23 protein-coding genes are annotated in these 22,654 nt (G+C 72.8%); 11 read left to right on the plus strand and 12 right to left on the minus strand.

The genetic code is table 11. The annotated features are described in order from the left end of the window. Positions 1–8 precede the first annotated feature (8 nt). Together HOQ23_RS16250 and HOQ23_RS16255 are read right to left on the minus strand one after the other, a co-directional pair. On the minus strand, positions 9–1,406 hold the full coding sequence (locus HOQ23_RS16250; RefSeq protein WP_172215734.1) for a glycine--tRNA ligase: 1,398 nt from the start codon (positions 1,404–1,406) through the stop codon (positions 9–11). A 60-nt stretch (positions 1,407–1,466) separates the two neighbouring features. Further along, positions 1,467–1,787 carry an antibiotic biosynthesis monooxygenase family protein gene (locus HOQ23_RS16255; RefSeq protein ID WP_172215736.1) on the minus strand — a complete coding sequence of 107 codons (321 nt, stop codon included), beginning with the start codon at positions 1,785–1,787 and terminating at the stop codon, positions 1,467–1,469. Between the two features lie 74 nt (positions 1,788–1,861). Here HOQ23_RS16255 and HOQ23_RS16260 point away from each other — a divergent pair, with 74 nt between their 5' ends. The 4 genes from HOQ23_RS16260 (at position 1,862) to HOQ23_RS16275 (ending at position 5,167) form a co-directional block, all read left to right on the plus strand. Continuing rightward, positions 1,862–2,881, plus strand: a complete 1,020-nt coding sequence (locus HOQ23_RS16260) for a metal ABC transporter substrate-binding protein (RefSeq protein ID WP_172215738.1) — start codon at positions 1,862–1,864, stop codon at positions 2,879–2,881. Further along, entirely contained in the window at positions 2,872–3,690 is an 819-nt protein-coding gene (locus HOQ23_RS16265; RefSeq protein WP_172215740.1) for a metal ABC transporter ATP-binding protein, read from the plus strand. Before HOQ23_RS16260 ends, HOQ23_RS16265 begins: the two co-directional genes overlap by 10 nt. Then, positions 3,690–4,691: a metal ABC transporter permease gene (locus HOQ23_RS16270; RefSeq protein ID WP_367650552.1), complete on the plus strand. Its 1,002-nt coding sequence runs from the start codon at positions 3,690–3,692 to the stop codon at positions 4,689–4,691. Before HOQ23_RS16265 ends, HOQ23_RS16270 begins: the two co-directional genes overlap by 1 nt. 77 nt (positions 4,692–4,768) lie before the next feature. Further along, positions 4,769–5,167, plus strand: a complete 399-nt coding sequence (locus HOQ23_RS16275) for a Fur family transcriptional regulator (RefSeq protein WP_172215742.1) — start codon at positions 4,769–4,771, stop codon at positions 5,165–5,167. 28 nt (positions 5,168–5,195) lie between these two features. Here HOQ23_RS16275 and HOQ23_RS16280 read toward each other — a convergent pair whose 3' ends face one another. The 4 genes from HOQ23_RS16280 to leuA are packed head-to-tail and all read right to left on the minus strand — an operon-like array spanning position 5,196 to position 9,479. Then, positions 5,196–5,987, minus strand: a complete 792-nt coding sequence (locus HOQ23_RS16280; RefSeq protein WP_172215744.1) for an isoprenyl transferase — start codon at positions 5,985–5,987, stop codon at positions 5,196–5,198. Between the two features lie 25 nt (positions 5,988–6,012). Continuing rightward, positions 6,013–6,741: a DNA repair protein RecO gene (gene recO / locus HOQ23_RS16285; protein WP_172215746.1), complete on the minus strand. Its 729-nt coding sequence runs from the start codon at positions 6,739–6,741 to the stop codon at positions 6,013–6,015. Positions 6,742–6,781: 40 nt separating this feature from the next. After that, positions 6,782–7,636, minus strand: coding sequence for an alpha/beta fold hydrolase (locus tag HOQ23_RS16290; protein WP_172215748.1), 855 nt, complete (start codon positions 7,634–7,636; stop codon positions 6,782–6,784). A gap of 49 nt (positions 7,637–7,685) precedes the next feature. Next, positions 7,686–9,479 (minus strand): 2-isopropylmalate synthase, encoded by a 1,794-nt coding sequence (gene leuA / locus HOQ23_RS16295; protein ID WP_172215750.1) that lies wholly within the window; start codon positions 9,477–9,479, stop codon positions 7,686–7,688. A gap of 270 nt (positions 9,480–9,749) precedes the next feature. On the opposite strand from leuA, the gene HOQ23_RS16300 reads away from it, so the two are divergent. The 3 genes from HOQ23_RS16300 (at position 9,750) to HOQ23_RS16310 (ending at position 11,402) form a co-directional block, all read left to right on the plus strand. Then, on the plus strand, positions 9,750–10,358 hold the full coding sequence (locus HOQ23_RS16300; protein ID WP_172215752.1) for a response regulator transcription factor: 609 nt from the start codon (positions 9,750–9,752) through the stop codon (positions 10,356–10,358). 111 nt (positions 10,359–10,469) lie between these two features. Further along, positions 10,470–10,640 (plus strand): hypothetical protein, encoded by a 171-nt coding sequence (locus HOQ23_RS16305; RefSeq protein ID WP_172215754.1) that lies wholly within the window; start codon positions 10,470–10,472, stop codon positions 10,638–10,640. Positions 10,641–10,757: 117 nt separating this feature from the next. Then, positions 10,758–11,402 carry an RsmD family RNA methyltransferase gene (locus HOQ23_RS16310; RefSeq protein WP_172215756.1) on the plus strand — a complete coding sequence of 215 codons (645 nt, stop codon included), beginning with the start codon at positions 10,758–10,760 and terminating at the stop codon, positions 11,400–11,402. Between the two features lie 63 nt (positions 11,403–11,465). Here the strand turns inward: HOQ23_RS16310 and HOQ23_RS16315 are convergent, their stop codons facing one another. Beyond that, complete coding sequence (locus HOQ23_RS16315) at positions 11,466–11,705, minus strand: CDGSH iron-sulfur domain-containing protein (protein ID WP_172215758.1); 240 nt, start codon at positions 11,703–11,705, stop codon at positions 11,466–11,468. Next, entirely contained in the window at positions 11,702–12,655 is a 954-nt protein-coding gene (locus tag HOQ23_RS16320; protein ID WP_367650538.1) for an iron-containing redox enzyme family protein, read from the minus strand. The genes HOQ23_RS16315 and HOQ23_RS16320 overlap by 4 nt, the downstream gene beginning before the upstream one ends. A 168-nt stretch (positions 12,656–12,823) precedes the next feature. Between HOQ23_RS16320 and HOQ23_RS16325 the strand changes: the two genes are divergently transcribed. The 3 genes from HOQ23_RS16325 (at position 12,824) to HOQ23_RS16335 (ending at position 17,880) form a co-directional block, all read left to right on the plus strand. Then, complete coding sequence (locus HOQ23_RS16325) at positions 12,824–15,112, plus strand: catalase (protein WP_172215760.1); 2,289 nt, start codon at positions 12,824–12,826, stop codon at positions 15,110–15,112. Positions 15,113–15,273: 161 nt separating this feature from the next. Further along, positions 15,274–16,332 (plus strand): YihY/virulence factor BrkB family protein, encoded by a 1,059-nt coding sequence (locus HOQ23_RS16330; protein ID WP_172215762.1) that lies wholly within the window; start codon positions 15,274–15,276, stop codon positions 16,330–16,332. 45 nt (positions 16,333–16,377) lie between these two features. Beyond that, a complete protein-coding gene (locus HOQ23_RS16335; protein ID WP_172215764.1) occupies positions 16,378–17,880 on the plus strand; it encodes an FAD-dependent oxidoreductase in 1,503 nt (500 codons plus the stop codon). Positions 17,881–18,082: 202 nt separating this feature from the next. Here HOQ23_RS16335 and HOQ23_RS16340 read toward each other — a convergent pair whose 3' ends face one another. The 4 genes from HOQ23_RS16340 to HOQ23_RS16355 are packed head-to-tail and all read right to left on the minus strand — an operon-like array spanning position 18,083 to position 21,632. Then, complete coding sequence (locus HOQ23_RS16340) at positions 18,083–18,682, minus strand: sugar O-acetyltransferase (RefSeq protein ID WP_367650539.1); 600 nt, start codon at positions 18,680–18,682, stop codon at positions 18,083–18,085. Continuing rightward, complete coding sequence (locus tag HOQ23_RS16345; protein ID WP_172215766.1) at positions 18,679–18,825, minus strand: DUF1059 domain-containing protein; 147 nt, start codon at positions 18,823–18,825, stop codon at positions 18,679–18,681. The genes HOQ23_RS16340 and HOQ23_RS16345 overlap by 4 nt, the downstream gene beginning before the upstream one ends. Before the next feature lie 9 nt (positions 18,826–18,834). Beyond that, positions 18,835–19,698 (minus strand): response regulator, encoded by an 864-nt coding sequence (locus tag HOQ23_RS16350; RefSeq protein WP_172215768.1) that lies wholly within the window; start codon positions 19,696–19,698, stop codon positions 18,835–18,837. Further along, positions 19,695–21,632 (minus strand): PAS domain S-box protein, encoded by a 1,938-nt coding sequence (locus tag HOQ23_RS16355; protein WP_172215770.1) that lies wholly within the window; start codon positions 21,630–21,632, stop codon positions 19,695–19,697. The genes HOQ23_RS16350 and HOQ23_RS16355 overlap by 4 nt, the downstream gene beginning before the upstream one ends. Positions 21,633–21,752: 120 nt before the next feature. Between HOQ23_RS16355 and HOQ23_RS16360 the strand changes: the two genes are divergently transcribed. Continuing rightward, positions 21,753–22,553, plus strand: coding sequence for a sigma-70 family RNA polymerase sigma factor (locus HOQ23_RS16360; RefSeq protein ID WP_172215772.1), 801 nt, complete (start codon positions 21,753–21,755; stop codon positions 22,551–22,553). Positions 22,554–22,654 lie beyond the last annotated feature (101 nt).

Below are 22,654 nucleotides of genomic sequence, written 5' to 3' on the forward strand. Positions count from 1 at the left end.
GGCTCCGATCAGCAGCCGAGCAGGCGCTCGGCGAAGTAGCGGCTGATGCCGTCCAGACCGATCCGCTCCTGCTCCATCGTGTCGCGCGAGCGGACCGTGACCGCGTCGTCCTCGAGGGTGTCGAAGTCGACGGTCACGCAGAACGGCGTACCGATCTCGTCCTGGCGGCGGTAGCGGCGACCGATCGCGCCGGAGTCGTCGAAGTCGACGTTCCAGTTGCGGCGCAGCTCGGCGGCCAGGGCCTTCGCCTTCGGGGACAGGTCGGCGTTGCGGCTCAGCGGCAGCACCGCGACCTTGACCGGCGCCAGGCGCGGGTCGAGCTTGAGCACGGTGCGCTTGTCGACGCCGCCCTTGGTGTTGGGGGCCTCGTCCTCGGTGTAGGCGTCGACCAGGAAGGTCATCAGGCTGCGCGAGAGGCCGGCCGCCGGCTCGATGACGTACGGCGTGTAGCGCTCGTTGTTGGCCTGGTCGTAGTAGCTGAGGTCCTGGCCCGAGTGCTTGGCGTGGGTGGAGAGGTCGAAGTCGGTGCGGTTCGCGATGCCCTCGAGCTCGCCCCACTCCGAGCCGGCGAAGCGGAAGCGGTACTCGATGTCGACGGTGCCCTTGGAGTAGTGCGACAGCTTCTCCTTCGGGTGCTCGAAGAGGCGCAGGTTGTCGCGGTCGACGCCGAGGTCGACGTACCAGTTCAGGCGCTCGTTGATCCAGTACTGGTGCCACTCCTCGTCCTCACCGGGCTTGACGAAGAACTCCATCTCCATCTGCTCGAACTCGCGGGTGCGGAAGATGAAGTTGCCCGGCGTGATCTCGTTGCGGAAGCTCTTGCCGGTCTGGGCGATGCCGAACGGCGGCTTCATGCGACTGGAGGTCACGACGTTGGCGAAGTTGAGGAAGATGCCCTGGGCGGTCTCCGGGCGCAGGTAGTGCAGGCCCGAGCCGTCCTCGAGGACGCCGAGGTGGGTCTTGAGCATCCCGGAGAACTCCCGGGGCTCGGTCCAGGCGCCGCGGGTGCCGCAGTTGGGGCACGCGACGTCCTTGAGGTCGACGTCGTCGGGGTTGGCGATGCCCTTCTTCTCGGCGAACGCCTCCTGGAGGTGGTCGGCCCGGAAGCGCTTGTGGCACGACTGGCACTCGGTCAGCGGGTCGTTGAAGGTGTCGACGTGGCCGCTGGCCACCCAGGTCTCGCGCGGCAGGATGATCGAGGAGTCCAGCCCGACGACGTCGTCGCGGGAGGTCACCATCGACTTCCACCACTGGCGCTTGATGTTCTCCTTCAGCTCCACGCCGAGCGGTCCGTAGTCCCAGGCGGAGCGGGTACCGCCGTAGATCTCACCGCACGGGTACACGAACCCCCGGCGCTTGGCGAGGGAGACGACGTTGTCGACGGCAGATGCGGGCGGCTTGGCCACTCTGAGAGCTCCTGTTCGCGGCCGGCTGGCTGCCGGCCGAAGATGGCGTGCGAGAAAGGATCAGCCTAGCGAGCGGGCGCGGGCCTCGTTGATCGCGGCCCCGGGCTCGACGACCTCGTAGGCGCCCGGCTCGTCGACGGCCCGGCCGAGCACCGGCACGGCGCGCACCTTCACGTCGTAGGAGGACAGCGCCCGGCGGTAGGCCCCGGGGCCCTCCCAGGTCGTGGCCAGCACCCACAGGGCGGGCTCGTCGACGTTGCGCCCGATGGTGCCGGAGACGAAGCCGGGACAGGCGGCGAGGGCCGCGCGGGCGTCCTCGAGCGCGTCACGGAAGGCGTCCTGCTCCTGCGGGGTGACCCGGAATCGGTTGACGACCAGCACGTCCCCGACCCTAGTGCCGAACGCCACTCCCCTGACTTTTGACAACGATTCTCATCTGTTTGAGAATCGTTCTCATGCGTTCTCCGTCCCGCCGTCTCCGTACCCCCGCCCTCGCCGTCCTGGCCCTCACCGCGGCGACGACGCTCGGGGGCTGCGGCGCCCTGAGCGACGACTCGGGCAGCGGGGGCGACGACGGCAAGGTGAGCGTCGCCGCCGGCTTCTACCCGCTGCAGTACGTCGCCGAGCGGGTCGGCGGCGACCTGGTCGACGTGGAGGCCGTCTCGGCCCCGGGCAAGGACCCGCACGACGCCGAGCTGACCGTCCAGGAGACCGCGACGCTCTCCGCCGCCGACCTCGTCGTGCTCCTCGAGGGCTTCCAGCCGGCCGTGGACGAGGCGACCGAGCAGAACGCCACCGGCGAGGTCCTCGACGCGGCCGACGTGGTCGACCTGCTCCCGGTCGAGGAGGACCACGACCACGACCACGGCTCGGGCTCCGACTCCGGGCACTCCGACCACGGGGAGGGCGAGGACCACGGGGAGGGCGAGGACCACGCCGACCACGACCACGGCGACGAGGACCCGCACTTCTGGCAGGACCCGCTGCGGATGGCCGACCTCGGCGACGCGGTGGCGGAGTCGCTGAGCGAGGTCGACCCCGACAACGCCGCGGCCTACGAGGAGGGCGCCGCGAGGCTGCGCGCCGACCTCGAGGCGCTGGACGAGGAGTTCCGCGAGGGCCTCGCGAGCTGCGACCTGGACACCGTCGTGGTCTCCCACGACGCCTTCGGCTATCTCGAGGACCGCTACGACCTGCACTTCGACCCGGTCGCCGGCCTCTCCCCCGACGCCGAGCCGACCCCGGCCGACCTCTCCGCGCTGCAGCGCCTGATCCGTGCCGAGGGGATCACCACCGTCTTCTCCGAGCGCCTGGCCCCGCGGCAGTTCACCGCCGCGCTGGCCGACGACCTGGGCCTGGAGACCTCGGTGCTCGACCCGCTCGAGGGGCTCAGCGACGAGACGGCCGACGAGGACTACCTGTCCCTCATGCGCGCCAACCTCGCCGCCCTCCAGGAGGCCAACTCATGCAGGTGAGACCGGTCCACCTGACCGGCGGCTCGGTGGCCATCGCCGGGCGCCCGATCCTGCGCGGCATCGACCTGGCGGTCTCCGCGGGCGAGTTCGTGGCCCTGATGGGCGCCAACGGCTCCGGCAAGTCCACGCTCGTGCGCGCCCTGACCGGGCTGCGTCCCCTGGGCCACGGCGAGCTGCGCCTCTTCGGCACCCCGTTCGCGCAGTTCCACGACTGGCAGCGCATCGGCTTCGTCCCCCAGCGCCCGGGCGCCGCCTCGGGCGTGCCGGCCTCGGTGTGGGAGGTCGTCGCGGCCGGGCGGCTGACCCGGCGCCGGCTGCTGCGCCCGATGTCGCGCGAGGACCGCGCCGCGATCCACGAGGCGCTCGAGGTCGTCGGCCTCGCCGACCGCGCCCGCGACGGCGTCTCCACCCTCTCCGGCGGCCAGCAGCAGCGGGTGCTGATCGCCCGCGCCCTGGCCGGTCGCCCCGACCTGTTCTTCCTCGACGAGCCCACCGCGGGCGTCGACCTGGCCAACCAGCGCGCCCTGGCCGCCTCGCTCGGCGAGCTCAAGTCGCGCGGCGCGACGGTCGTGCTGGTCGCCCACGAGCTCGGCCCGCTGGCGCCTCTCGTCGACCGCTCGGTCGTCATGCGCGGCGGACGGATCGTCTACGACGGGCCGCCCCTCGGCGACCACGCCGGCCCGGCCGACGTCGACCTGCTGCACGGGCACCACCACGCCCACGGCGTGCACGACGCACCGCCGCACCGCGACCATGCGCCGCACGTCGCGGCCCCCCTCGACGGCGGACCGACGGAGGGCCACCCGTGATCGAGCTGCTCGGACTCCCCTTCATGCAGCGTGCCCTGCTGGCCGCGCTGTTCACCGGGCTCGCCGCACCCGCGATCGGCACCTACCTGGTGCAGCGCCGGCTCTCGCTGATGGGCGACGGCATCGGCCACGTGGCGGTCACCGGCGTCGCGCTCGGCCTGCTCACCGGGGCCTCGCCCACGTGGACGGCCGTGGTCGTCGCGGTGCTCGGCGCGGTGCTGATCGAGGTGATCCGCGAGCGCGGCCACACCAACGGCGACGTGGCGCTCGCCCTGCTCTTCTACGGCGGCCTGGCCGGCGGCGTGCTGATCGCGGGGCTCGGCGGGCTGAGCCAGTCGCGGCTCAACCAGTACCTCTTCGGCTCGATCACCACCATCTCGCCCGGCGACGTCGTGGTGACGATGGTGCTCGCGGCAGTGGTCGTGCTGCTGTGCCTGGGGCTGTCCCCGCAGCTCTTCGCGGTGGCGCAGGACCAGGAGTTCGCGCGCGTGGCCGGCCTGAAGGTCCGCTTCTACAACGTGCTGGTCGCGGTGCTCGCCGCCGTGACCGTCACCGTCGCGATGCGCACCGTCGGCCTGCTGCTGGTCTCCGCGCTGATGGTCGTGCCGGTCGCGGCCTCCCAGCAGGTCACCCGCTCGTTCCGCACCACCCTCGCCGCGGCGATGGGACTGGGCATGCTCGCCTCCGTCGGCGGTCTGCTGATCTCGGCATGGGCGTCCTTCCACGCCACGATCGCGCCCGGCCCGACGATCGTCCTGCTCGCCCTGGCCTGCTTCCTCATCACCTGGCCGGTCGGCGCGTGGCTGCGCCGCCGCAAGCGGATCCACGCGCCGTTCCCCGACGACCCCGAGCCGGAGCACGAGGTCTGCGTCGAGGAGCACGTCGACCACCAGCACGGCCCGGACTGCGGCCACGTGGCGGTGCCGCACGGCGACCACGTCGACTACGTGCACGACGGGCACCGGCACGCGCCGCACGGCGAGCACTACGACGAGCACTGAACGGAGCACCCGCACCACCCCGCACGACCCGTCGGGCGGGCAGCCCGACACCACCGAGCAGACCGGAGGCACCGGCCATGAGCCCCATCGAGACCACCCCCCTGCGGCCCACCCGCCAGCGCATCGCAGTCGCCGAGGCGATGGCTTCGGTCGACGACTTCCGCTCCGCGAAGGAGATCCACGAGCTGCTCGGCCAGCGCGGCGAGCCGGTGGGCCTGGCGACGGTGTACCGCACCCTGCAGCGCCTCGCCGAGGCCGGGGAGCTCGACGTGCTCCGCACCGAGGACGGGGAGGCGCTGTACCGGCGCTGCTCCGACACCCACCACCACCACCTCGTGTGCCGCTCGTGCGGGCGCACCGTGGAGGTCGAGGGCCCGGCCGTCGAGCGCTGGACGCGCACCATCGCCGCGGAGCACTCCTTCTCCGACGTCAGCCACTCGTTGGAGATCTTCGGGACCTGCGCCTCCTGCGCCTGATCCCTGGCTCGTGGCCGCAGGCGCGGGCTCAGCTCCCGGCGCCGGCCTCGTTCGGCAGCGCCCCGCCGTACCGGCGGTCGCGCTGGGCGTAGGTCTCCACTGCCGCCCACAGGTGGCGCCGGTCGACGTCGGGCCACAGCACGTCGGTGAAGACGAACTCGCTGTAGGCGGCCTGCCAGAGCATGAAGTTGGAGAGCCGCTGTTCCCCCGAGGTGCGCCAGACCAGGTCGGCGTCGGGCAGCTCGGGCACGTAGAGGTGACGGGCGAAGACCTTCTCGTCGACCTTGTCGGGGTTGAGCCGGCCGGCGGCGACCTCCCGGGCGATCGAGCGCGCCGCGTCGGCCACCTCGGCGCGACCGCCGTAGTTGACGCACATCGTCAGCGTCAGCACGTCGTTGTCGGCAGTGAGCTCCTCGGCGACCTGGAGCTCCTTGATCACCGAGCGCCACAGCCGCGGCGTGCGGCCGGCCCAGCGCACCCGGACCCCCAGCTCGTGCATCTCGTCGCGCCGGCGGCGGATGACGTCGCGGTTGAAGCCCATCAGGAAGCGGACCTCGTCGGGCGATCGCGACCAGTTCTCGGTGGAGAAGGCGTAGGCGGAGATTGCCTTGACCCCGATCTCGATCGCGCCCTCGACGACGTCGAACAGCGAGCTCTCGCCCTGCTCGTGGCCGCGGGTGCGCGGGAGACCGCGCTCCTTGGCCCAGCGTCCGTTGCCGTCCATGACGATGGCGACGTGCTCGGGGACGAACTCGCGGGGGATCGCGGGAGGCGTGGCTCCGGAGGGGTGCGGGGTCGGTCGGCGGACGGCTCGCTTCACCCCCGGAGAGTACTAGCGCGGGTGCTCACCGCTCGACGTAGGCCAGCGACCGGAGGCCGCGCTCGAGGTGCCAGGCGAGGTACGCCGCGACCAGCGAGCTGGCCTCCTTGAGGTGGCGCGGCTGCGCGGACTCCACGACCGGCCAGTCGCCGGCGAGCAGCGCGCCGAGGACCTCGATCGTCTCAGGAGCCGGCGACGCCGAGCCGGGCAGCCGGCAGGTGCTGCACAGCACCCCGCCCATCGAGGGGTTGAACCAGCGGTGCGGGCCCTCGAGGCCGCACCGCGAGCAGTGCTCGAAGGAGGGGGCGTAGCCGGCCACGGCGAGCGAGCGCAGCAGGTAGGAGTCGAGGACCTGACCCGGTGCGCGCTGGCCCGAGGCCATCGCCCGCAGCCCGCCCACGAGCAGCAGGAACTGCTGGACCGAGGGCTGGCGCTCCTCGGCCGCGAGCCGCTCCGCGGTCTCGAGCATCGCGGTGCCGGCGGTGTAGCGGTCGTAGTCCAGGCCCAGCCCGGCGTGGAACGGCGTGAGCGTCTCGGCCTGGGTGATGGTGTCGAGGTTGCGCCCCTCGGCGAGCTGGAGGTCGACATGGGTGAACGGCTCCAGGCGCGAGCCGAACCGCGAGGTGGTGCGGCGCACGCCCTTGGCGACGGCGCGCACCCGCCCGTGGTGGCGGGTCAGCAGGGTGATGATGCGATCGGCCTCGCCCAGCTTGTGGGTGCGCAGGACGATCGCCTCGTCGCGGTAGAGCGGCACGCCTCCATTGTCCCCCAGTCCCCCAGCCGCCCCCAACAGCTCAGCCCCCGGCGCGCCGCCGGGCCGGGCGCTGCCAGGCGCGCAGCGCCAGCGCCGCCGCGGCCTCGTCGAGCCGACGTGGTCGCGCGCGCCACTCCCACGGGCTGCGGGCCACCTCGAGGGTCGCGTCCGCGAGCTCCGCGGCCAGCAGCTCGGCGTCGGAGGCGCGGTGCAGCGGGTCGCCGCGGTGCCCCACCACCAGGGCCGGCACCGTGATCCGGCGGCGCCGGGCCGCGGGCGGCGCGACCGGCCCGAAGAGCACCCCGTGCATCAGTGCCGCGACCGGGGCCGGGCGCTGGTCCAGCGCGTCGAGCCCGATGCCGGCCCAGAACGGCACCAGTCCGCGGGGCACCGGCCGGGTCAGGCGGCGTACGCCGTCGATGGCCCAGGGGACGTGGCGTGCGAGGAGGAGGAGCGGCGCGGCGGCCGCCAGGCCGAGCTCGAGGGAGCCGTGCAGCACCGGGGCCTCGAGCAGCAGGCCGCGCACCCGCTGCGGGGCGAGCACCGCGACCTCGAGCGCGACGTTCGCGCCCAGGGAGGTCCCGCCGACGACCGCCGCGTCGGCGCCGACGTGGTCGAGCAGCGCCAGCACCTGCTCGGCCCAGGCGGTGGTGGCGTGGACGTGCGGGTCCGCAGGGCGGTCCGAGCGGCCGTGGCCGAGCGGGTCCAGGGTGAGCACGTGCAGCCCCTGCTCGGCGAGGGTGCGGGCGAGGCGCTGGTGCATGCGGCGCGGGACCAGCGGCGCCGGCAGCAGCACCACCCACGCCGGCCCGGCGCCGTACTCGGTGTACTCCAGGCGGTCGCGGCCGCCGTCGTGCTCGAGGAACAGCTGCCCGATGCGCTCCGAGACCACCATGGCCGCAATCTAGCCGTCGGCGCCCCCGCAGGAGCGCCGACGGCGCAGATCAGGCGCGGTTGATGGCGCTGATGACGGCCTTCAGCGAGGCGGTGACGATGTTGGCGTCCACGCCGATGCCCCACAGGACCTTGTCGCCCACGGCGCACTCGACGTACGCCGCGGCCAGCGCGTCGCCCCCGGCGGACAGGGCGTGCTCGGCGTAGTCGAGCACCCGGACGTCGCCGCGGGCGGCGTACGCCGCGTTGCCGGCGGCCTGCTCCGCGGCGACCAGGTCGTTGAGCGCCTGGACGAACGCCGCGATCGGACCGTTGCCCTCACCCGTGAGCGTCCGCAGCTCGCCGTCCACGTAGACGTTGGCCGTGAGCGCGTCCTTCTCCCCGGCGGCCGAGGAGGTGTGCACGGTGTCCAGCTTCAGCGGGGTCTCGCGGTCGAGGTACTCGGCACGGAAGGTGCTCCAGATCGCGTCCGGGGTCATCTCGCCGCCCTCGGCGTCGGTGCGCTCCTGCACGACCCGGCTGAACTCGATCTGCGCGCGGCGCGGCAGGTCCAGCTTGTGCTCGGCCTTCAAGACGTAGGCGACGCCGCCCTTGCCGGACTGGCTGTTGACCCGGATGACCGCCTCGTAGGTGCGGCCGACGTCCTTGGGGTCGATCGGGAGGTACGGCGCCTCCCACTCGATGTCGCGCACGGAGATGCCGCGCTCGGCGGCGCGCCGCTCCAGGTCCTCCAGGCCCTTCTTGATGGCGTCCTGGTGGGAGCCGGAGAACGCCGTGTAGACCAGGTCGCCGGCGTACGGGTGGCGCGGGTGCACGGGCAGCTGCGTGCAGTACTCGACCGTGCGGCGGATCTCGTCGATGCCGCCCTCGATCGAGAAGTTGATCTGCGGGTCGATGCCCTGGCTGAACAGGTTCATGCCCAGCGTGACCAGGTCGACGTTGCCGGTGCGCTCGCCGTGGCCGAACAGGCAGCCCTCGACGCGGTCCGCGCCGGCCATCAGGCCCAGCTCGGTCGCCGCCACGGCGGTGCCGCGGTCGTTGTGCGGGTGCAGGCTGATCGCGCTGACGTCGCGCCGGGTCAGGCCGCGCGAGAAGTACTCGATCTGGTCGGCGTAGGTGTTCGGCGTCGACATCTCGACGGTCGCCGGCAGGTTCAGGATGATCTCGCGGCCCGGCTCGGGCTGCCAGACGTCCGAGACGGCCTCGCAGACCTCCAGGGCGAAGTCGGTGTCGGACTGGGTGAAGATCTCCGGGGAGTACTGGTAGCCGAACTCCGCGAAGGCGGCACCCAGGTTCTGCTCGGCGTACTTGACGACCAGCTCGGTGCCGTGGACCGCGATCTGCTTGCACTCCGCCGGGGTGACCCCGAAGACGACGCGCTGGAACAGCGGCGCGGTGGCGTTGTACATGTGCACGGTCGCGCGGGGGGCGCCGACCAGCGACTGCACGGTGCGCTCGATCAGGTCCTCGCGGGCCTGGGTCAGCACCGAGATCCGCACGTCGTCGGGGATCCGGTCCTCCTCGACCAGCTGGCGCACGAAGTCGAAGTCGGTCTGGCTGGCGCTCGGGAAACCGACCTCGATCTCCTTGTAGCCCATCTTCACCAGCAGGTCGAACATGGTGAGCTTGCGGGCCGGGGTCATCGGGTCGATCAGCGCCTGGTTGCCGTCGCGCAGGTCGGTGGAGAGCCAGCGCGGGGCGCGGGTGATCTTGCCCGTCGGCCAGGTGCGGTCCGGTACGTCGACGGGCACGAAGGCCCGGTACCGCTCGACCGGCATGCCGCTCGGCTTCTGCGTGTTGTCGGTGTTGCTCAGGGCGACGGGCTGCTGCTCGGGACTGCTCATGGTGGAACTCCTCGCTGGGGTGGTCAGTGTCGCCGGGACAGCACGCACTCCGCAGCGAGGGGTCCGGCCTTCAGACCTCGCTGCGGCAGCGAAGGAGGAGCTGACGCATCATTGCGCCTCACTGTAGCGGAGAGCGTCGACGCGGTGGCGAGGTGCCCGTCACCCCACGTCTTCGGCATCCGACCCCCGAGACGAGACCACGGTCTTTCACCCCTGCAGGTGATGCCTGACGGTGGGTCGCGGGCGCGTCCGGCGACTAGTTTCCCAAGCATGCCCTCTGCAGATCCCGCGACCGAGCGGCCCCGGCCAGCGCTGCAGCTGGGCGTGCTCAACGAGACCGAGCTCGTCCTCACCGGTCTCGACGGCATGCTTCGCGCCCATGGGGCCCGTGTCGAGCTGTCGGTGCTGAAGAGCGTCCGGCCCACGCACGGCCTCGACCTCGTGCTCGTCGACCCCTTCCACGCCGACGAGGAGCCGCACGCCCACGTGAGCCGGGTGGCCGCGCTCGGCCCGGCGAAGGTGCTCGTCTACACCTGGAACACCCGCGCGGCGAACAGGCGCACCCTCGCCGCCGCCGGCGCCCACGCGGTCATCGACAAGGCCATTCCGGGCCCGGAGCTGATCGCTCTGGTCGAGGCCGCGGGTCGCGGGGAGCGCGTCGAGCCCGAGCCCGCGACCGGGACGATCCCGCTCAGCCTGCGCGAGGCCGAGGTCCTGACCCTCCTGTGCCGCGGGTCGTCGAACCAGGAGATCGCGGACTCGCTCTACATCAGCATCAACTCGGTGAAGACCTACGTGCGCCAGACCTATCGCAAGCTCGGGGTCACCCGGCGCACCCAGGCGGTCGCGTGGGCGAACCGCCACGGCCACCCCTGCTGAGATCCCGGTCCCGGCCCCGGCTCCCGTCTCTTGGGACGGACGGTCGTCGTGTCGGCAGCGCCCCAGCGGGTACCGGCCGCGGCGTCCGCAACCCCCGTCGAAAGGACCACGGTGAAGGTCAACAGCAGGGTCGGTGCCGCCTGGGCGGTCGCAGTGTTCGTGGTGATCGGTCTCGTGCTGGTCCTCGTGGCCTCCCTCAACGGAGGCGACGACAACGACCAGGAGAAGCAGCCCGAGAGCCTCGGCGCGGTCGCCGCCGCTCCCGTCCCGGGAGTGGTGTGACCGCGTCGTCGCGGCGCCGGCCGGCGGGCCCGTGAGGCTCGCCGGCGCCCGGCGCCGAGCCGCCGCGGCCGGACTGGCACACTCCCGGGTCCGACCACGCCACCCTGGAGGGCTGCGATGACCGACGAGCTGAGCCTGGCCCCGACCCCGGAGGTCATGGAGTTCGGGGAGCTGCGGATCCGCTACGACGCGCGGGTCCTGCGGCCCCGTGCCTGGACCACCGCGCAGTCCGCCTGGGGCGCCGAGCTGCTGCGCGGCGGGCCCGAGGGCCCGGTGCTCGAGCTGTGCACCGGCGCTGGCCAGATCGGGCTGCTGACCATCGCCCGCGAGCGGCGCCGGCTGGTCGCCGTCGACCTCAACCCCGTCGCCTGCGAGCACGCCCGGTACAACGCCGAGCAGGCCGGTCTCGCCGACCTGGTCGAGGTCCGCGAGGGCGCGGTCGACGCGGTGCTCGACACCGAGGAGCGCTTCGCGCTGGTGCAGGCCGACCCGCCGTGGGTCCGGCGCACCGAGACCGGGCGGTTCCCCGAGGACCCGCTGCTGGCCATCGACGGCGGCGACGACGGGCTCACACTGGCCCGGACCTGCGTGGCGAGCGCCGGTGAGCACCTGCTGGACGGCGGGTCGCTGCTGCTCCAGCTGGGCTCGCGCGAGCAGGCCACGACCCTCGACGCCGAGCTGTCGCCGTCGGCGGGCCTCGCCCTGGTCGAGGTCCGGGAGTTCGAGCGCGGCGTCGTCGCCCACCTGCTGCGCACCCGCTGAGACGCGAACGGTCCCCGGGACGCAGCCGCCGAGGCGGCGGCGTACCCGGGGACCGGCGCGTGATCAGGGACGCAGCTTGGGCGGCAGCACCTTGTGGGTGCCGTCGCACCACGGCTGGACCGAGGACTTGCCGCAGCGGCACACCGCGGAGACCGGTCGCCGGGTGCGGTGCACCTGGCCCTCGGCGTCCTCCACGAGGTGGTCGCCGCGCAGCAGCAGCGGCCCGCCCGGGCACACCACGACGTCGGCGCGGCCGGGCTCTCCCCCGGACCCTGCCCCGGAGTCCGGGCGCTCCGCGCTCATGCCGCCGCCTCCCACAGGCCGAGCACGTGGGTGGCGAAGCGGTCCTCGAGGTCCAGGCAGGTGAAGGCGCCGAAGAAGACGTCGGGCCCCAGGGCCGGCTCCTCCTGGGCCAGCACGCCGCAGATGTCGCGCGCCGCGAGCTGCTCGTGCACGGCGTCCGCCTCGACGTGCTCGGTGTAGTACGCGACCAGCTCCGGGGCCATCCCGAGGCGCTCCAGGCCCTGGGCCATCCGTCGGGAGGGCAGCGAGCTCGTCGCCTCGAAGGCCGCCAGGTGGCCCAGCGCGGCGCCGCGCAGCGCCCGGCTCAGCCCGAACAGGCTCATCGCGTTGTTCTGCTCCAGCGCCTCCAGGGGTGCCTCGTCGACGTACGCGCCGTAGTCCGCGCGCAGGCCCACGGCCTCCATGCCCCGCTCCCACAGCCGGTGGTGGAGGCGCTCCGGGTCGCCGTTGCCGTACTCGTCGAACTGCAGCTCCATCAGCGCCGCCTTCGCCCGCGCGCCCAGCCGCGGGACCACCCACGCGGTGGGGTCGGCCTCCTTGAGGTGGTAGACCGAGCGCCAGCGCAGCAGGTCGAGCACCTGGTCGGCGTCGGCGCTGCTCTGCACCGCCCGCGCGAGCGACGGGCCGTCGTGGCCCTCGATGTAGGCGAACAGCTCGGAGCCGATCTCGGCCGCGGTGCGGCCCTCGACGGCGTACGGCGCCCAGCGCTCACGCAGCCGGCGCTCCAGGTCACCGGCGAGCCGGTGGCGCACCGTCAGCAGCGCCGGGTGCCACTCCATGCCGTCCTCGACGTCGTCGAAGCCGCGGTAGTGGAGCTCGAACAGCGCCCACAAGGCGATGGCGGCGTCGTCCGCGGACTCCGGCTCCACGTCCACGACCCGGGGGTCGCTCGAGCGCATGGTCTCGAAAAGGGCGGCGCTCAGCGCGCCGCGGGCCTTCGGGGTCAGCACCGGCCGGCCTCCCCGGTGCCGTGCTCACCGCGTCGTCGCTGCGCGCGGGTCAAGGTCTGGTTCATCCCTCTTTCGTACCCGACCGGTCCCAGCGGCAATCCGGGTGTCCTACCGGCCCGACCGGGGTACCCCGAGACGCCCCACACCAGCTCATCGAAGCGAGGACCCATGGATCCCAAGCAGACCGCGAAGGCCGCCAAGGACAAGATCGAGGAGGCTGCCGGCGCCGTCGCGGACAAGGCGTCCGCCATGACCGGACCGACCGTCCCCGGCGCGCCCGGCCCCGTGCCGGCTCCCGTCGAGGAGCCCACAGCCCCGAAGGCGCCGCTGCCGCCCAAGCCGGACCAGGGCGCGCCCGCGACCGGTACGGCGACCGGCGCCCCGACCGGGGCGCCGCCCACCGCGCGCGCCCAGCAGTCGGCGTACCTCACCAACTCCACCGGGACCCGGCTGCGCGACACCGACCACTCGCTGAAGGCCGGCGAGCGGGGCCCGACCCTGCTCCAGGACCACCACCTGCGCGAGAAGATCACCCACTTCGACCACGAGCGGATCCCCGAGCGCGTCGTGCACGCCCGCGGCGCCGGCGCCCACGGCGTCTTCGAGGGCTACGGCTCCGCCGAGTCGGTGACGATGGCGGGCCTGTTCGCCAAGGGCAAGGAGACGCCGGTCTTCGTGCGCTTCTCCACCGTCCTGGGCTCGCGCGGCTCCGCCGACACCGTGCGCGACACCCGCGGCTTCGCGACGAAGTTCTACACCGACGAGGGCAACTGGGACCTGGTCGCCAACAACATCCCGGTCTTCTTCATCCAGGACGGCATCAAGTTCCCCGACGTCATCCACGCCGGCAAGCCGCACCCGGACCGGGAGATCCCGCAGGCGCAGAGCGCGCACGACACCTTCTGGGACTTCGTGTCGCTGCACACCGAGGCCCAGCACCACACGATGTGGAACATGTCCGACCGGGGCATCCCGCGCTCCTACCGGATGATGGAGGGCTTCGGCGTCCACACCTTCCGCCTCGTCAACGCCGAGGGCAAGACCTCGCTGGCGAAGTTCCACTGGAAGCCCAAGCTCGGCGTGCACTCCCTGACCTGGGAGGAGGCGCAGCTGATCAACGGCATCGACCCCGACTTCCACCGCCGTGACCTCTACGACGCCATCGAGTCCGGCGCCTTCCCCGAGTGGGAGCTGGGCATCCAGGTCTTCCCGGACGAGCCCGACCAGATGTTCGCCGGGATCGACCTGCTCGACCCGACCAAGATCGTGCCCGAGGAGCTTGCCCCGGTGCAGCCGATCGGCAAGCTGACGCTGAACGCCAACCCGACGAACTTCTTCGCCGAGGTCGAGCAGATCGCCTTCCACGTCGGCCACCTGGTGCCCGGCATCGACGTCACCGACGACCCGCTGCTCCAGACCCGGCTGTTCTCCTACGTCGACACCCAGCTGTCGCGTCTCGGCGGCCCGAACTACAACCAGATCCCGGTCAACCGCCCGCACGTGCCGACGAACGACATGTTCCGCGACGGTTTCCACCAGCACGCCGTGCACAGCGGCGTCGCGCCGTACAAGCCGAACTCGCTGGACGGTGGCTGCCCGTTCGCGGCCGGTGCCGACCTCTCCGACGAGCAGACGCGCGCCTTCGTGGAGGCCGCGGTGAAGGTCGCCGAGGCCAGCAAGGTGCGCGACCTCCCGGCGTCCTTCGACGACCACTACAGCCAGACGCGCCAGTTCTGGCTGAGCATGACCCCGGTCGAGAAGGAGCACATCATCCGGGCCTACACCTTCGAGCTCGGCAAGTGCTACGAGCAGGCGGTCAAGGAGCGCCAGCTGCAGTGCCTGGCCAACATCGACCCGGTGCTGTGCCAGGAGGTGGCCACCGGGCTCGGCCTGCCCGCGCCCGAGCCGACGGTCCCGCTGGTGGACCTCGACCCGAGCCCGGCGCTGTCGCAGGTCAAGGGCCCCTTCCCGCCCGACGGCCGGATGGTCGGCATCGTGGTGGACCCCTCCGGTGACCTCTCCGGCGTCGACGCGCTGCGGCGCACGATCCACGACGCCGGCATGGTGGCGCTGCTGATCGGCCCGCACGGCGGCATGATCGAGGGGATGCCCGTGCAGCGCACCTTCGCAACCGGCCGCTCGGTCGAGGTCGACGTGCTGCTGGTCGCGGGAAGCCCCGTCCCGGCGCCCGACGCGCTCGCCAACCGCGACGACAAGGCCGGCGCCCCCGCCGGTCCCGGTCTCGACCCCCGGGTCGCGCTGATGATCCAGGAGTGCCACCGCCACGCCAAGGTGATCGGTGCCTGGGGCTACGGCCTCGACGCGCTCACCGCGGCCGGGATCTCCGACGACGACGCGGGCGTCATCACCGGTGACAGCGCCGCCGAGGTCTTCGGCCAGGTCCAGGAGGAGATGGGATTCCACCGGGTCTGGAACCGCTTCGCCACGACGGTGTGACCACGCACCGCCCCGCCTGACCGCTCCCCGAGCGGCGTACGACCCGCGGCGCCCGCGCAGGATCCCTGCGCGGGCGCCGCCGTGCGTGCGGAGGCGGCGCCGTACGGGTGCTCGGGGGCGCCCGTACGCATGACACCTCCCCGCTACGGGCACCCACGCGCATGAGCACGACAGCTGACGCCGATCGCCCCTCCCCCGACCACGACCCGGACGACGACGGCAAGGTCGACTCGCCCACGGACCTGCACAAGCACTCCTGGACCTACGTCCTGCGCAAGGTGGGCCGGGAGTTCAGCAAGGACCAGTGCACCGACCTGGCCGCAGCGCTGACCTACTACGCCGTCCTGGCGATGTTCCCCGCCGCGATCGCCCTGACCTCGATCCTCGGCCTCGTCGGCCAGGGCACCGAGGCGGTCGACGAGGTCCTGAAGATCCTGCGCGACCTCGGCGCCGACGGCGCGGTCGACACGATCGGCCCGACGCTGCGCGAGCTGAGCGGCTCGCAGGGCGCGGGCCTCGCCCTCGTCCTCGGTCTCGCCGGCGCGCTGTGGTCGGCCAGCGGGTACGTCGGCGCGTTCGGGCGCTCGATGAACCGGATCTACGAGATCGACGAGGGCCGCCCGATCTGGAAGCTGCGCCCCGTGATGCTCCTCGTCACCGCCGTGGTCGTGGTCCTCGCCGCGATCGTCCTGCTCGCCCTGGTCCTGACCGGCCCGGTCGCCGAGAGCGTCGGCGACGCGATCGGCATGGGCTCGACGGCCGTGCTGGTCTGGCAGATCGCCAAGTGGCCCTTCGTCCTGGCAGCGGTCGTGGTGATCGTCGCGCTGCTGTACTACGCGACCCCGAACGTCAAGCAGCCCAAGTTCCGCTGGGTCAGCCTCGGCGCCGTCCTGGCCATCCTGACGTGGATCGTGCTCTCGGTGGCGTTCGGCTTCTACGTCGCGAACTTCTCCTCCTACAGCAAGACCTACGGCGCGCTGGCCGGCGTCATCGTCTTCCTGCTGTGGCTGTGGCTGACCAACATCGCGCTGCTCTTCGGCGCGGAGCTCGACGCCGAGCTCGAGCGCGGCCGCGAGCTGCAGTCCGGACTCGAGGCCGAGCGGACCATCCAGCTGCCGCCGCGCGACACCCGCAACATCGAGAAGAAGCAGGACAAGGAGGCCGAGGACATCGCGCGCGGCCGAGCCCTGCGCGAGAACGCCGAGCGCCACTCGGACTGACCGGGCGCCCGACCTCGACCGACCCGACGACGAAGGAGATCGCACGTGGCCCTCACCTCGCTCTGGCAGGACCGGCACCCACGCACGTCGAGCGAGGCCGGTGGTCCCCCGGTCCTCGAGGGCGAGCACGACGTGGTGGTCATCGGCGGCGGCCTCACCGGCGTCGTGACCGCCCTCCTCCTGGCCCGCGCGGGCCGCTCGGTGCTCCTCGCCGAGGCCGAGCACCTCGGCGCGGTCACCACCGGGCGCAGCACCGCGAAGGTGAGCCTGCTGCAGGGCACGCAGTACTCGCGCATCGCCCACCGCCACCCGGCGAGCGTGCTGCGCGACTACGCGGAGGCCAACCGCGAGGCCCAGGCCTGGCTGGTGCGGTTCTGCGAGGACCACGGCGTGGGGGTGCAGCACCGCCCGGCGTACACCTACGCGCACGGTGCCAAGGGCGAGCAGTCCCTGCGCGCGGAGCTCGACGCGACCCGCCGTGCCGGGCTGGAGACCGAGTGGGTCGACGACGTGCCGCTCCCCTACCCCACCCGCGGGGCGGTCCTGCTCCTCGAGCAGGCGCAGGTGGACCCGTGCGAGCTGCTCGACGCGCTGGCCCGCGAGGCCGTCGCGCACGGCGTCCGGATCCTCGAGGGGGTGCGGGTACGCCGGGTCACCGGTGGCGGCCCGGTGCGCGTCGTCTCCGACCAGGGCACCGCGACCGCGGACCGCGTCGTGGTGGCGACCAACATGCCCATCCTCGACCGTGGCGGGTTCTTCGCCCGGATGCACCCGAGCCGCTCCTACGGCCTCGCGCTGCGCACGCCCGTCCAGCCGGTCGACGGCATGTACCTCTCCGCCGACTCGCCCTCGCGCTCGCTGCGCGACGTCCCCGGCCTCGACGGCTCCTCGCTGCTGCTCGTCGGCGGCAACGGTCACAAGGTGGGCGCACCGGTCTCGGAGCAGGCCCGCATCGACGGGCTCCGGGAATGGACCGCCCAGTGGTTCCCCGACGCCGAGGAGACGCACGCCTGGTCGGCCCAGGACTACGTCCCCCACCACGCCCTCCCGTTCGCTGGGCCGGTCCTGCCCGGCAGCGAGCAGATCCTGGTGGCCGGCGGCTACTCCAAGTGGGGCATGACCAACGGGGTCGCCGCCGCGCTCGCCCTGACCGGGCGGATCCTCGGCGGGCGCATGGCGTGGGGCCAGGTCTTCGAGCCGTGGCGCTTCCGCGAGCTGACCGGGCTCCTGGACTCCGCCCGCCTCAACGGCGAGGTCGGCCTGGAGATGGCCGGCGGCTGGCTGCGCCCGGTCCGGCACCCGGGCACCGGTCCCGCGCTCGCCGAGGGCGAGGGCGAGGTCCGCCTGGACCGGCCGGGAGCACCGAGCGCCCTGTCGCGGGTCGACGGCACCGAGCGACGGGTCTCGGCGGTGTGCAGCCACCTCAAGGGCGTGGTCCGGTGGAACGACGCGGAGAAGAGCTGGGACTGCCCCCTGCACGGCTCGCGCTTCGGCCCGGACGGCGAGGTGCTCGAGGGACCCGCGACCTGCGGGCTGGGTCAGCGGTGAACGACGGGCCTTCGATGGGATTGAGATGAGCCGATTCCTCATCCTGACGGGTGGTTTTTGGGAGCAACGACGTTTGCCGGACCCGCATCCGGGGCACAAGTAGTCCAGTCACACGCTCGCCCCCGCCGGACTCACGCAGCTCCGACGGGGGCGTCGTGTTGTCCGGGCCCGGTTCGGTGCGGTGCCAGACACCGGGGCCGGGTCAGTCGATCGGGCGCACCACCCGGGCCGGGTTGCCCACGGCGACCACCCGCGGCGGCAGGTCGCGCGTCACCACCGCGCCCGCGCCGACGACGGTGTCCGCGCCGATCGTCACGCCGGGGCAGACCACCACGCCGCCGCCGAGCCACACGTTGTCGCCGATCACGATCGGCAGCGCGGCCTCCCACTTCGCCCGGCGCAGGTCCGGGTCGACGGGGTGCGTGGGCGTGAGCAGCTGCACGTTCGGACCGATCATCACGTCGGCCCCGATCGTGATCGGGGCGACGTCGAGGGCCATCAGCCCGAAGTTGGCGAACGTGCGCGCTCCGACGCTGATCTGGGCGCCGTAGTCGACGTACAGGGGCGGGCGGAGCTCCACGTCGTTCCCGAGCGCGCCGAGCAGCTGCTCGAGCAGCCGGCGCCGCAGCGGGCGCTGCCGGCTCGTGGTGGCGTTGTACGCCGCGGTCAGGTCCTGCGCGCGGTCGGCCGCCTCGACGAGCTCGGGGTCGTCGGCGAGGTAGAGGTCGCCGGCGAGCATCCGCTCGCGCATCGAGCGCGGGTCGTCCTCGGGTCCGCTCGCGCCGGACCGGGGCTGGCTCACGTCGCGATGAACAGGATCTGCTCGCGGTCGTACTCCATCCCGGGGTGCTCCTGCGCGAGGTGCTCCTGGGTGCGGGCGACGAGCTCGTCCTCGTCGGCACCGGTCACCGTCGTGCCGCACGGGCAGGTCAGTCGTGTCTTCATGCGGGGACCCTACGGGCCCGGGTGCCCTGCTGTCTCGCGTGCGAGCTCGGCCCAGACCACCTTGCCGTCCTCGGAGCGGTCGATGCCCCACGACGCCGACATCGCGGCGACCAGGAGCATTCCGCGCCCGCCCTCACGGGTCGCGCTGTGCGGCTGGGGCTCGGGGGTGCCCCGGCCGCCGTCGCCGACCTCGATGCGCACGGTGGTGGGGTTCAGGGAGAGCCGCACGAGGAAGGACGAGCGGGCGTGGTTGATCGCGTTGGTGGCGAGCTCGGAGACCACGAGGCACGCCTCGTCGTGGAGGTGCTCGAGGTCCCAGGTCGCCAGCGTGCTGCGCACCAGCGAGCGCGCCTCGCGCACGCTGGCGAGGTCCTGGGGCAGGTCGAGCTCCGCGGTCTGCGCCCGCGAGGGCCGCGCGGGCCGCCCCGCGGCCACCACCAGGTCCACGAGGTAGTCGATGTCCTCGTTCTTCACCACGTAGCCGGCGGCGTGCTGCTCGTACCACGCGACGTCGGCGGCGTGCGGGTCCGCACCCGAGAACACGACGACCTGCATCTCAGGCGCAGCCTCGCGCACCGAGGTCAGCACCGCCCGGCCGGCGAGGTCGGGCAGGCCCAGGTCGAGGACCACCACGTCGGGCTGGAGCCGGCGGACCAGGGCGACCGCCTCCTCGCCGCTACCGGTCTCCGCGAGGACCTCGAAGCCGCCGCGCAGGCGCAGGGCCAGCCGGACCAGGCGGCGGGTCTCCGGGGAGTCGTCGACCAGGACGACCCGGATCGGGTCCGTCGCGCCGGCGCCCGGCCCTCCGCTGCGCTGCGGGCGCACCCTGCCGTTCGCCTCGCCGTCCACGGCGCCGTTCAGGTCGCTGGTCATCGCGCCGCCCCGTCGAGCGAGCCGGTCTCGCGGGCCCCGGTTGCGCCGTCGCGCGGGAGCTCGAGCACGAACGCCCCGTCGTCGACGCGGTACGTCGCGTCGCCGCCGTGGGCGCGGGCGATCTCCCGCACGATGTGCAGCCCCAGGCCGGTCCCCTTCGCGGAGCCCGTGGCGAAGCGGCCGAACAGCCGCGGCACCATCTCGGGGTCGACGCCCCCACCGGCGTCGGTCACGGCGATCTCGACGGTCTCGGTGCGGGGGGTGACGTGCACGCGTACCGGTGCCCGACCATGGCGCAACGCGTTGGTGACGAGGTTGTCCATGGCCTGCGTCAGCCTTCCCGGATCGGCGAGAACAGCGGCGTCCTCTCCCTCGAGGACCACCTCGGCCTGAGGATCCCGCTTCGCCCGCGCCGCCGCAAGTCCCCGCAGGTGACGCAGCACCTCGACCCGCTGGGGTCGCAGGTCCAGCGCCTGGGCCTGGGCGCGCGAGACCGTGAGCAGGTCGGTGAGCAGTCGGTCCAGCTGGGTCGCACTGTCGACCATGCCCTGGAGCAGCGAGGCCCGCTCGTCCTCGAGCAGCTCCGCCCAGTGCCGTTGCAGCATCTCCGCCGACATCCCGACGGTGCCCAGCGGGCCGCGCAGCTCGTGCGCGGTGACCGCCAGGAACCGGGCCTGCTCGTCGGCGACCTTCTTCAACCGCTCATTGGCCTCCGCGAGGGCGCGCGCCGATCGCTCCTGGCTCTCGAGGAAGGCGTGGCGCTCGGTGACGTCGCGGGTGACCTTCGCGAACCCCACCAGGGTGCCGGTCTCGTCGTGCACGGCGGTGATCGTCACCTGCGCCCAGAAGCGGCTGCCGTCCTTCCGGACGCGCCACCCCTCCTCCTCATAGCGGCCGTGCTCCACGGCCAGCTCCAGCTCCCGCTCGGGGTGCCCCGAGGCCTGGACCTCGGGCGGGTAGAACGTGCGGAAGTGCCGGCCGATGATCTCCTCGGCCGTGTACCCCTTGGTGCGGGCCGCGCCGGCGTTCCAGCTCGCGATGTGGCCGTCGACGTCGAGCATGAAGATCGCGTAGTCCTGCACGGTCTCCACCAGCAGCCGGAAGCGCTGCTCGCTGTCGCGCAGGGCCTCGTCGGCCGCCCGCTGGCGGGTCAGGTCCTGGACCTGGACCAGCACGTAGAGCGGGCGCCCGCGCGCGTCGCGCACCGGCGTGACGGTGGCCTGGAGGCGGCGCGCCGGGGCGCCGACGACGCCGTGGCCGAACTCGACCACGTCCTCGCCTCCCTCCACCACCCGCACGAGCGCTCGCGCGAGACCCCGGCGCCCCACGTCGACGAGGTCGGCGTACGGGCGCCCGACCAGGGAGGCCAGGTCGCGGTCGAGGAGATGGGCCAGGCTCGCGTTGGCGCGCACGACGCGGCCGGAGAGCGTGAGCGTCGCCATCCCGATGGCGGCGTCGTCGAACACCTCCCGGAAGCGCTCGACGTGCTGCGCGAGGACCGGCTCCACATGCGGTGCCTCGCTCGACGCGCTCGGCCGGTCACGGCCCAGCGCGGCCAGCAGCTCGTGGGGCAGGGTGTCCAGGCTCGAGGACTTCTGGAGGTACCGAGCGGCGCCGAGCTCCAGCGCCCGGTCGGCCAGGCCGTGCTCCTCGAAGCCGGAGAACATCACCACTGTGGTGTGAGGCGAGGCCTCGCGCACGTCGGGCAGCGCCTGGATCCCGTCGACCTCGGGCATGGAGACGTCCATCAGGAGGAGGTCCGGATGGTGCTCGCGAACGAGCTCGACGGCCTGGCGCCCGTTCGACCCCTCACCGACCACGTCGAAGTGCTCGGAGACCCGCAGCCGGGCGCGGACCAGCGCGCGCAGCTCGGCGGCGTCGTCGACCACGACGACCGTCGGTCGCGGCGTCGCGGCGAGGGGCGCAGTCGGCATGGCGTGAAAGGTACCCGGTGACGGGCCAGGTTCATGCTCCCCGCCCGAGGGGAGATCCGTCACCCCCGAAACCCGACTGGTTGGAGTTTCAACACGGTTCGGCGGGGATAGGTACCTCTCATGAGTACCGGAGCGATGCACCGACAGGCGCCGGACCACGTCCGGCGCGAACGAACCGCCACCCTCCTCGCCCAGGCCGCGGAGGCCGACACCGGCGAGCGTGAAGAACTGCTGAACGAGGTCGTCGTTCTGAACATCCAGGTCGCGCACGCCGTGGCGCGGCGCTTCCGCAACCGCGGAGTCCCGCTGGAGGACCTCGAGCAGGTCGCCTGCTGCGCCCTGGTGCGTGCCGCGTCGAAGTTCGACGTGTCCCAGGACCGCGACTTCCTGTCCTACGCCGTGCCCACGATGAGCGGCGAGCTGAAGCGCTACTTCCGCGACCACGGATGGACCGTGCGGCCGCCGCGCCGCATCCAGGAGATCCACTCCAAGGTGGTCGCCCTGCACCGATCGGGCATGGAGGACGGGCGTCCCGCCACCGCCCAGGACATCGCCGACGCGCTGGACATCCCGGTCACCGACGTCCGTGAGGCGCTGGAGACCCAGGGCTGCTTCCAGCCCGCGTCCCTCGACTACACGCTGCACGAGGACGGCGACATGACCGTCGGCGACCTGCTCAGCAGCGACGACGAGAGCGAGCGCGAGGCCCTCGAGGCGCGGGTGATGCTCCAGCCGGTCGTGCGCCGTCTCTCCGAGCGCGACCGCCGGATCCTGCACCTGCGCTTCGCCGAGGACTGCACCCAGGCCCAGATCGGCGAGGAGCTCGGCGTCACCCAGATGCAGGTCTCCCGCCTGCTGAGCCGGATCCTCGACGGCCTGCGCGAGGACCTCGCCGTCGACGAGCTCGTCGACGGACGCTGAGGTCCAGCCACTCCCCCACCAGCAACACCAGGACACCAGCAGCAGCGCCGGCCCCTCGGGCCGGCGCTGCTGGCGTTCCGGGACAGTACGACGGGGACGCT

It is taken from the genome of Nocardioides sp. zg-DK7169 (assembly GCF_013155365.1).
Taxonomy (GTDB): domain Bacteria; phylum Actinomycetota; class Actinomycetes; order Propionibacteriales; family Nocardioidaceae; genus Nocardioides.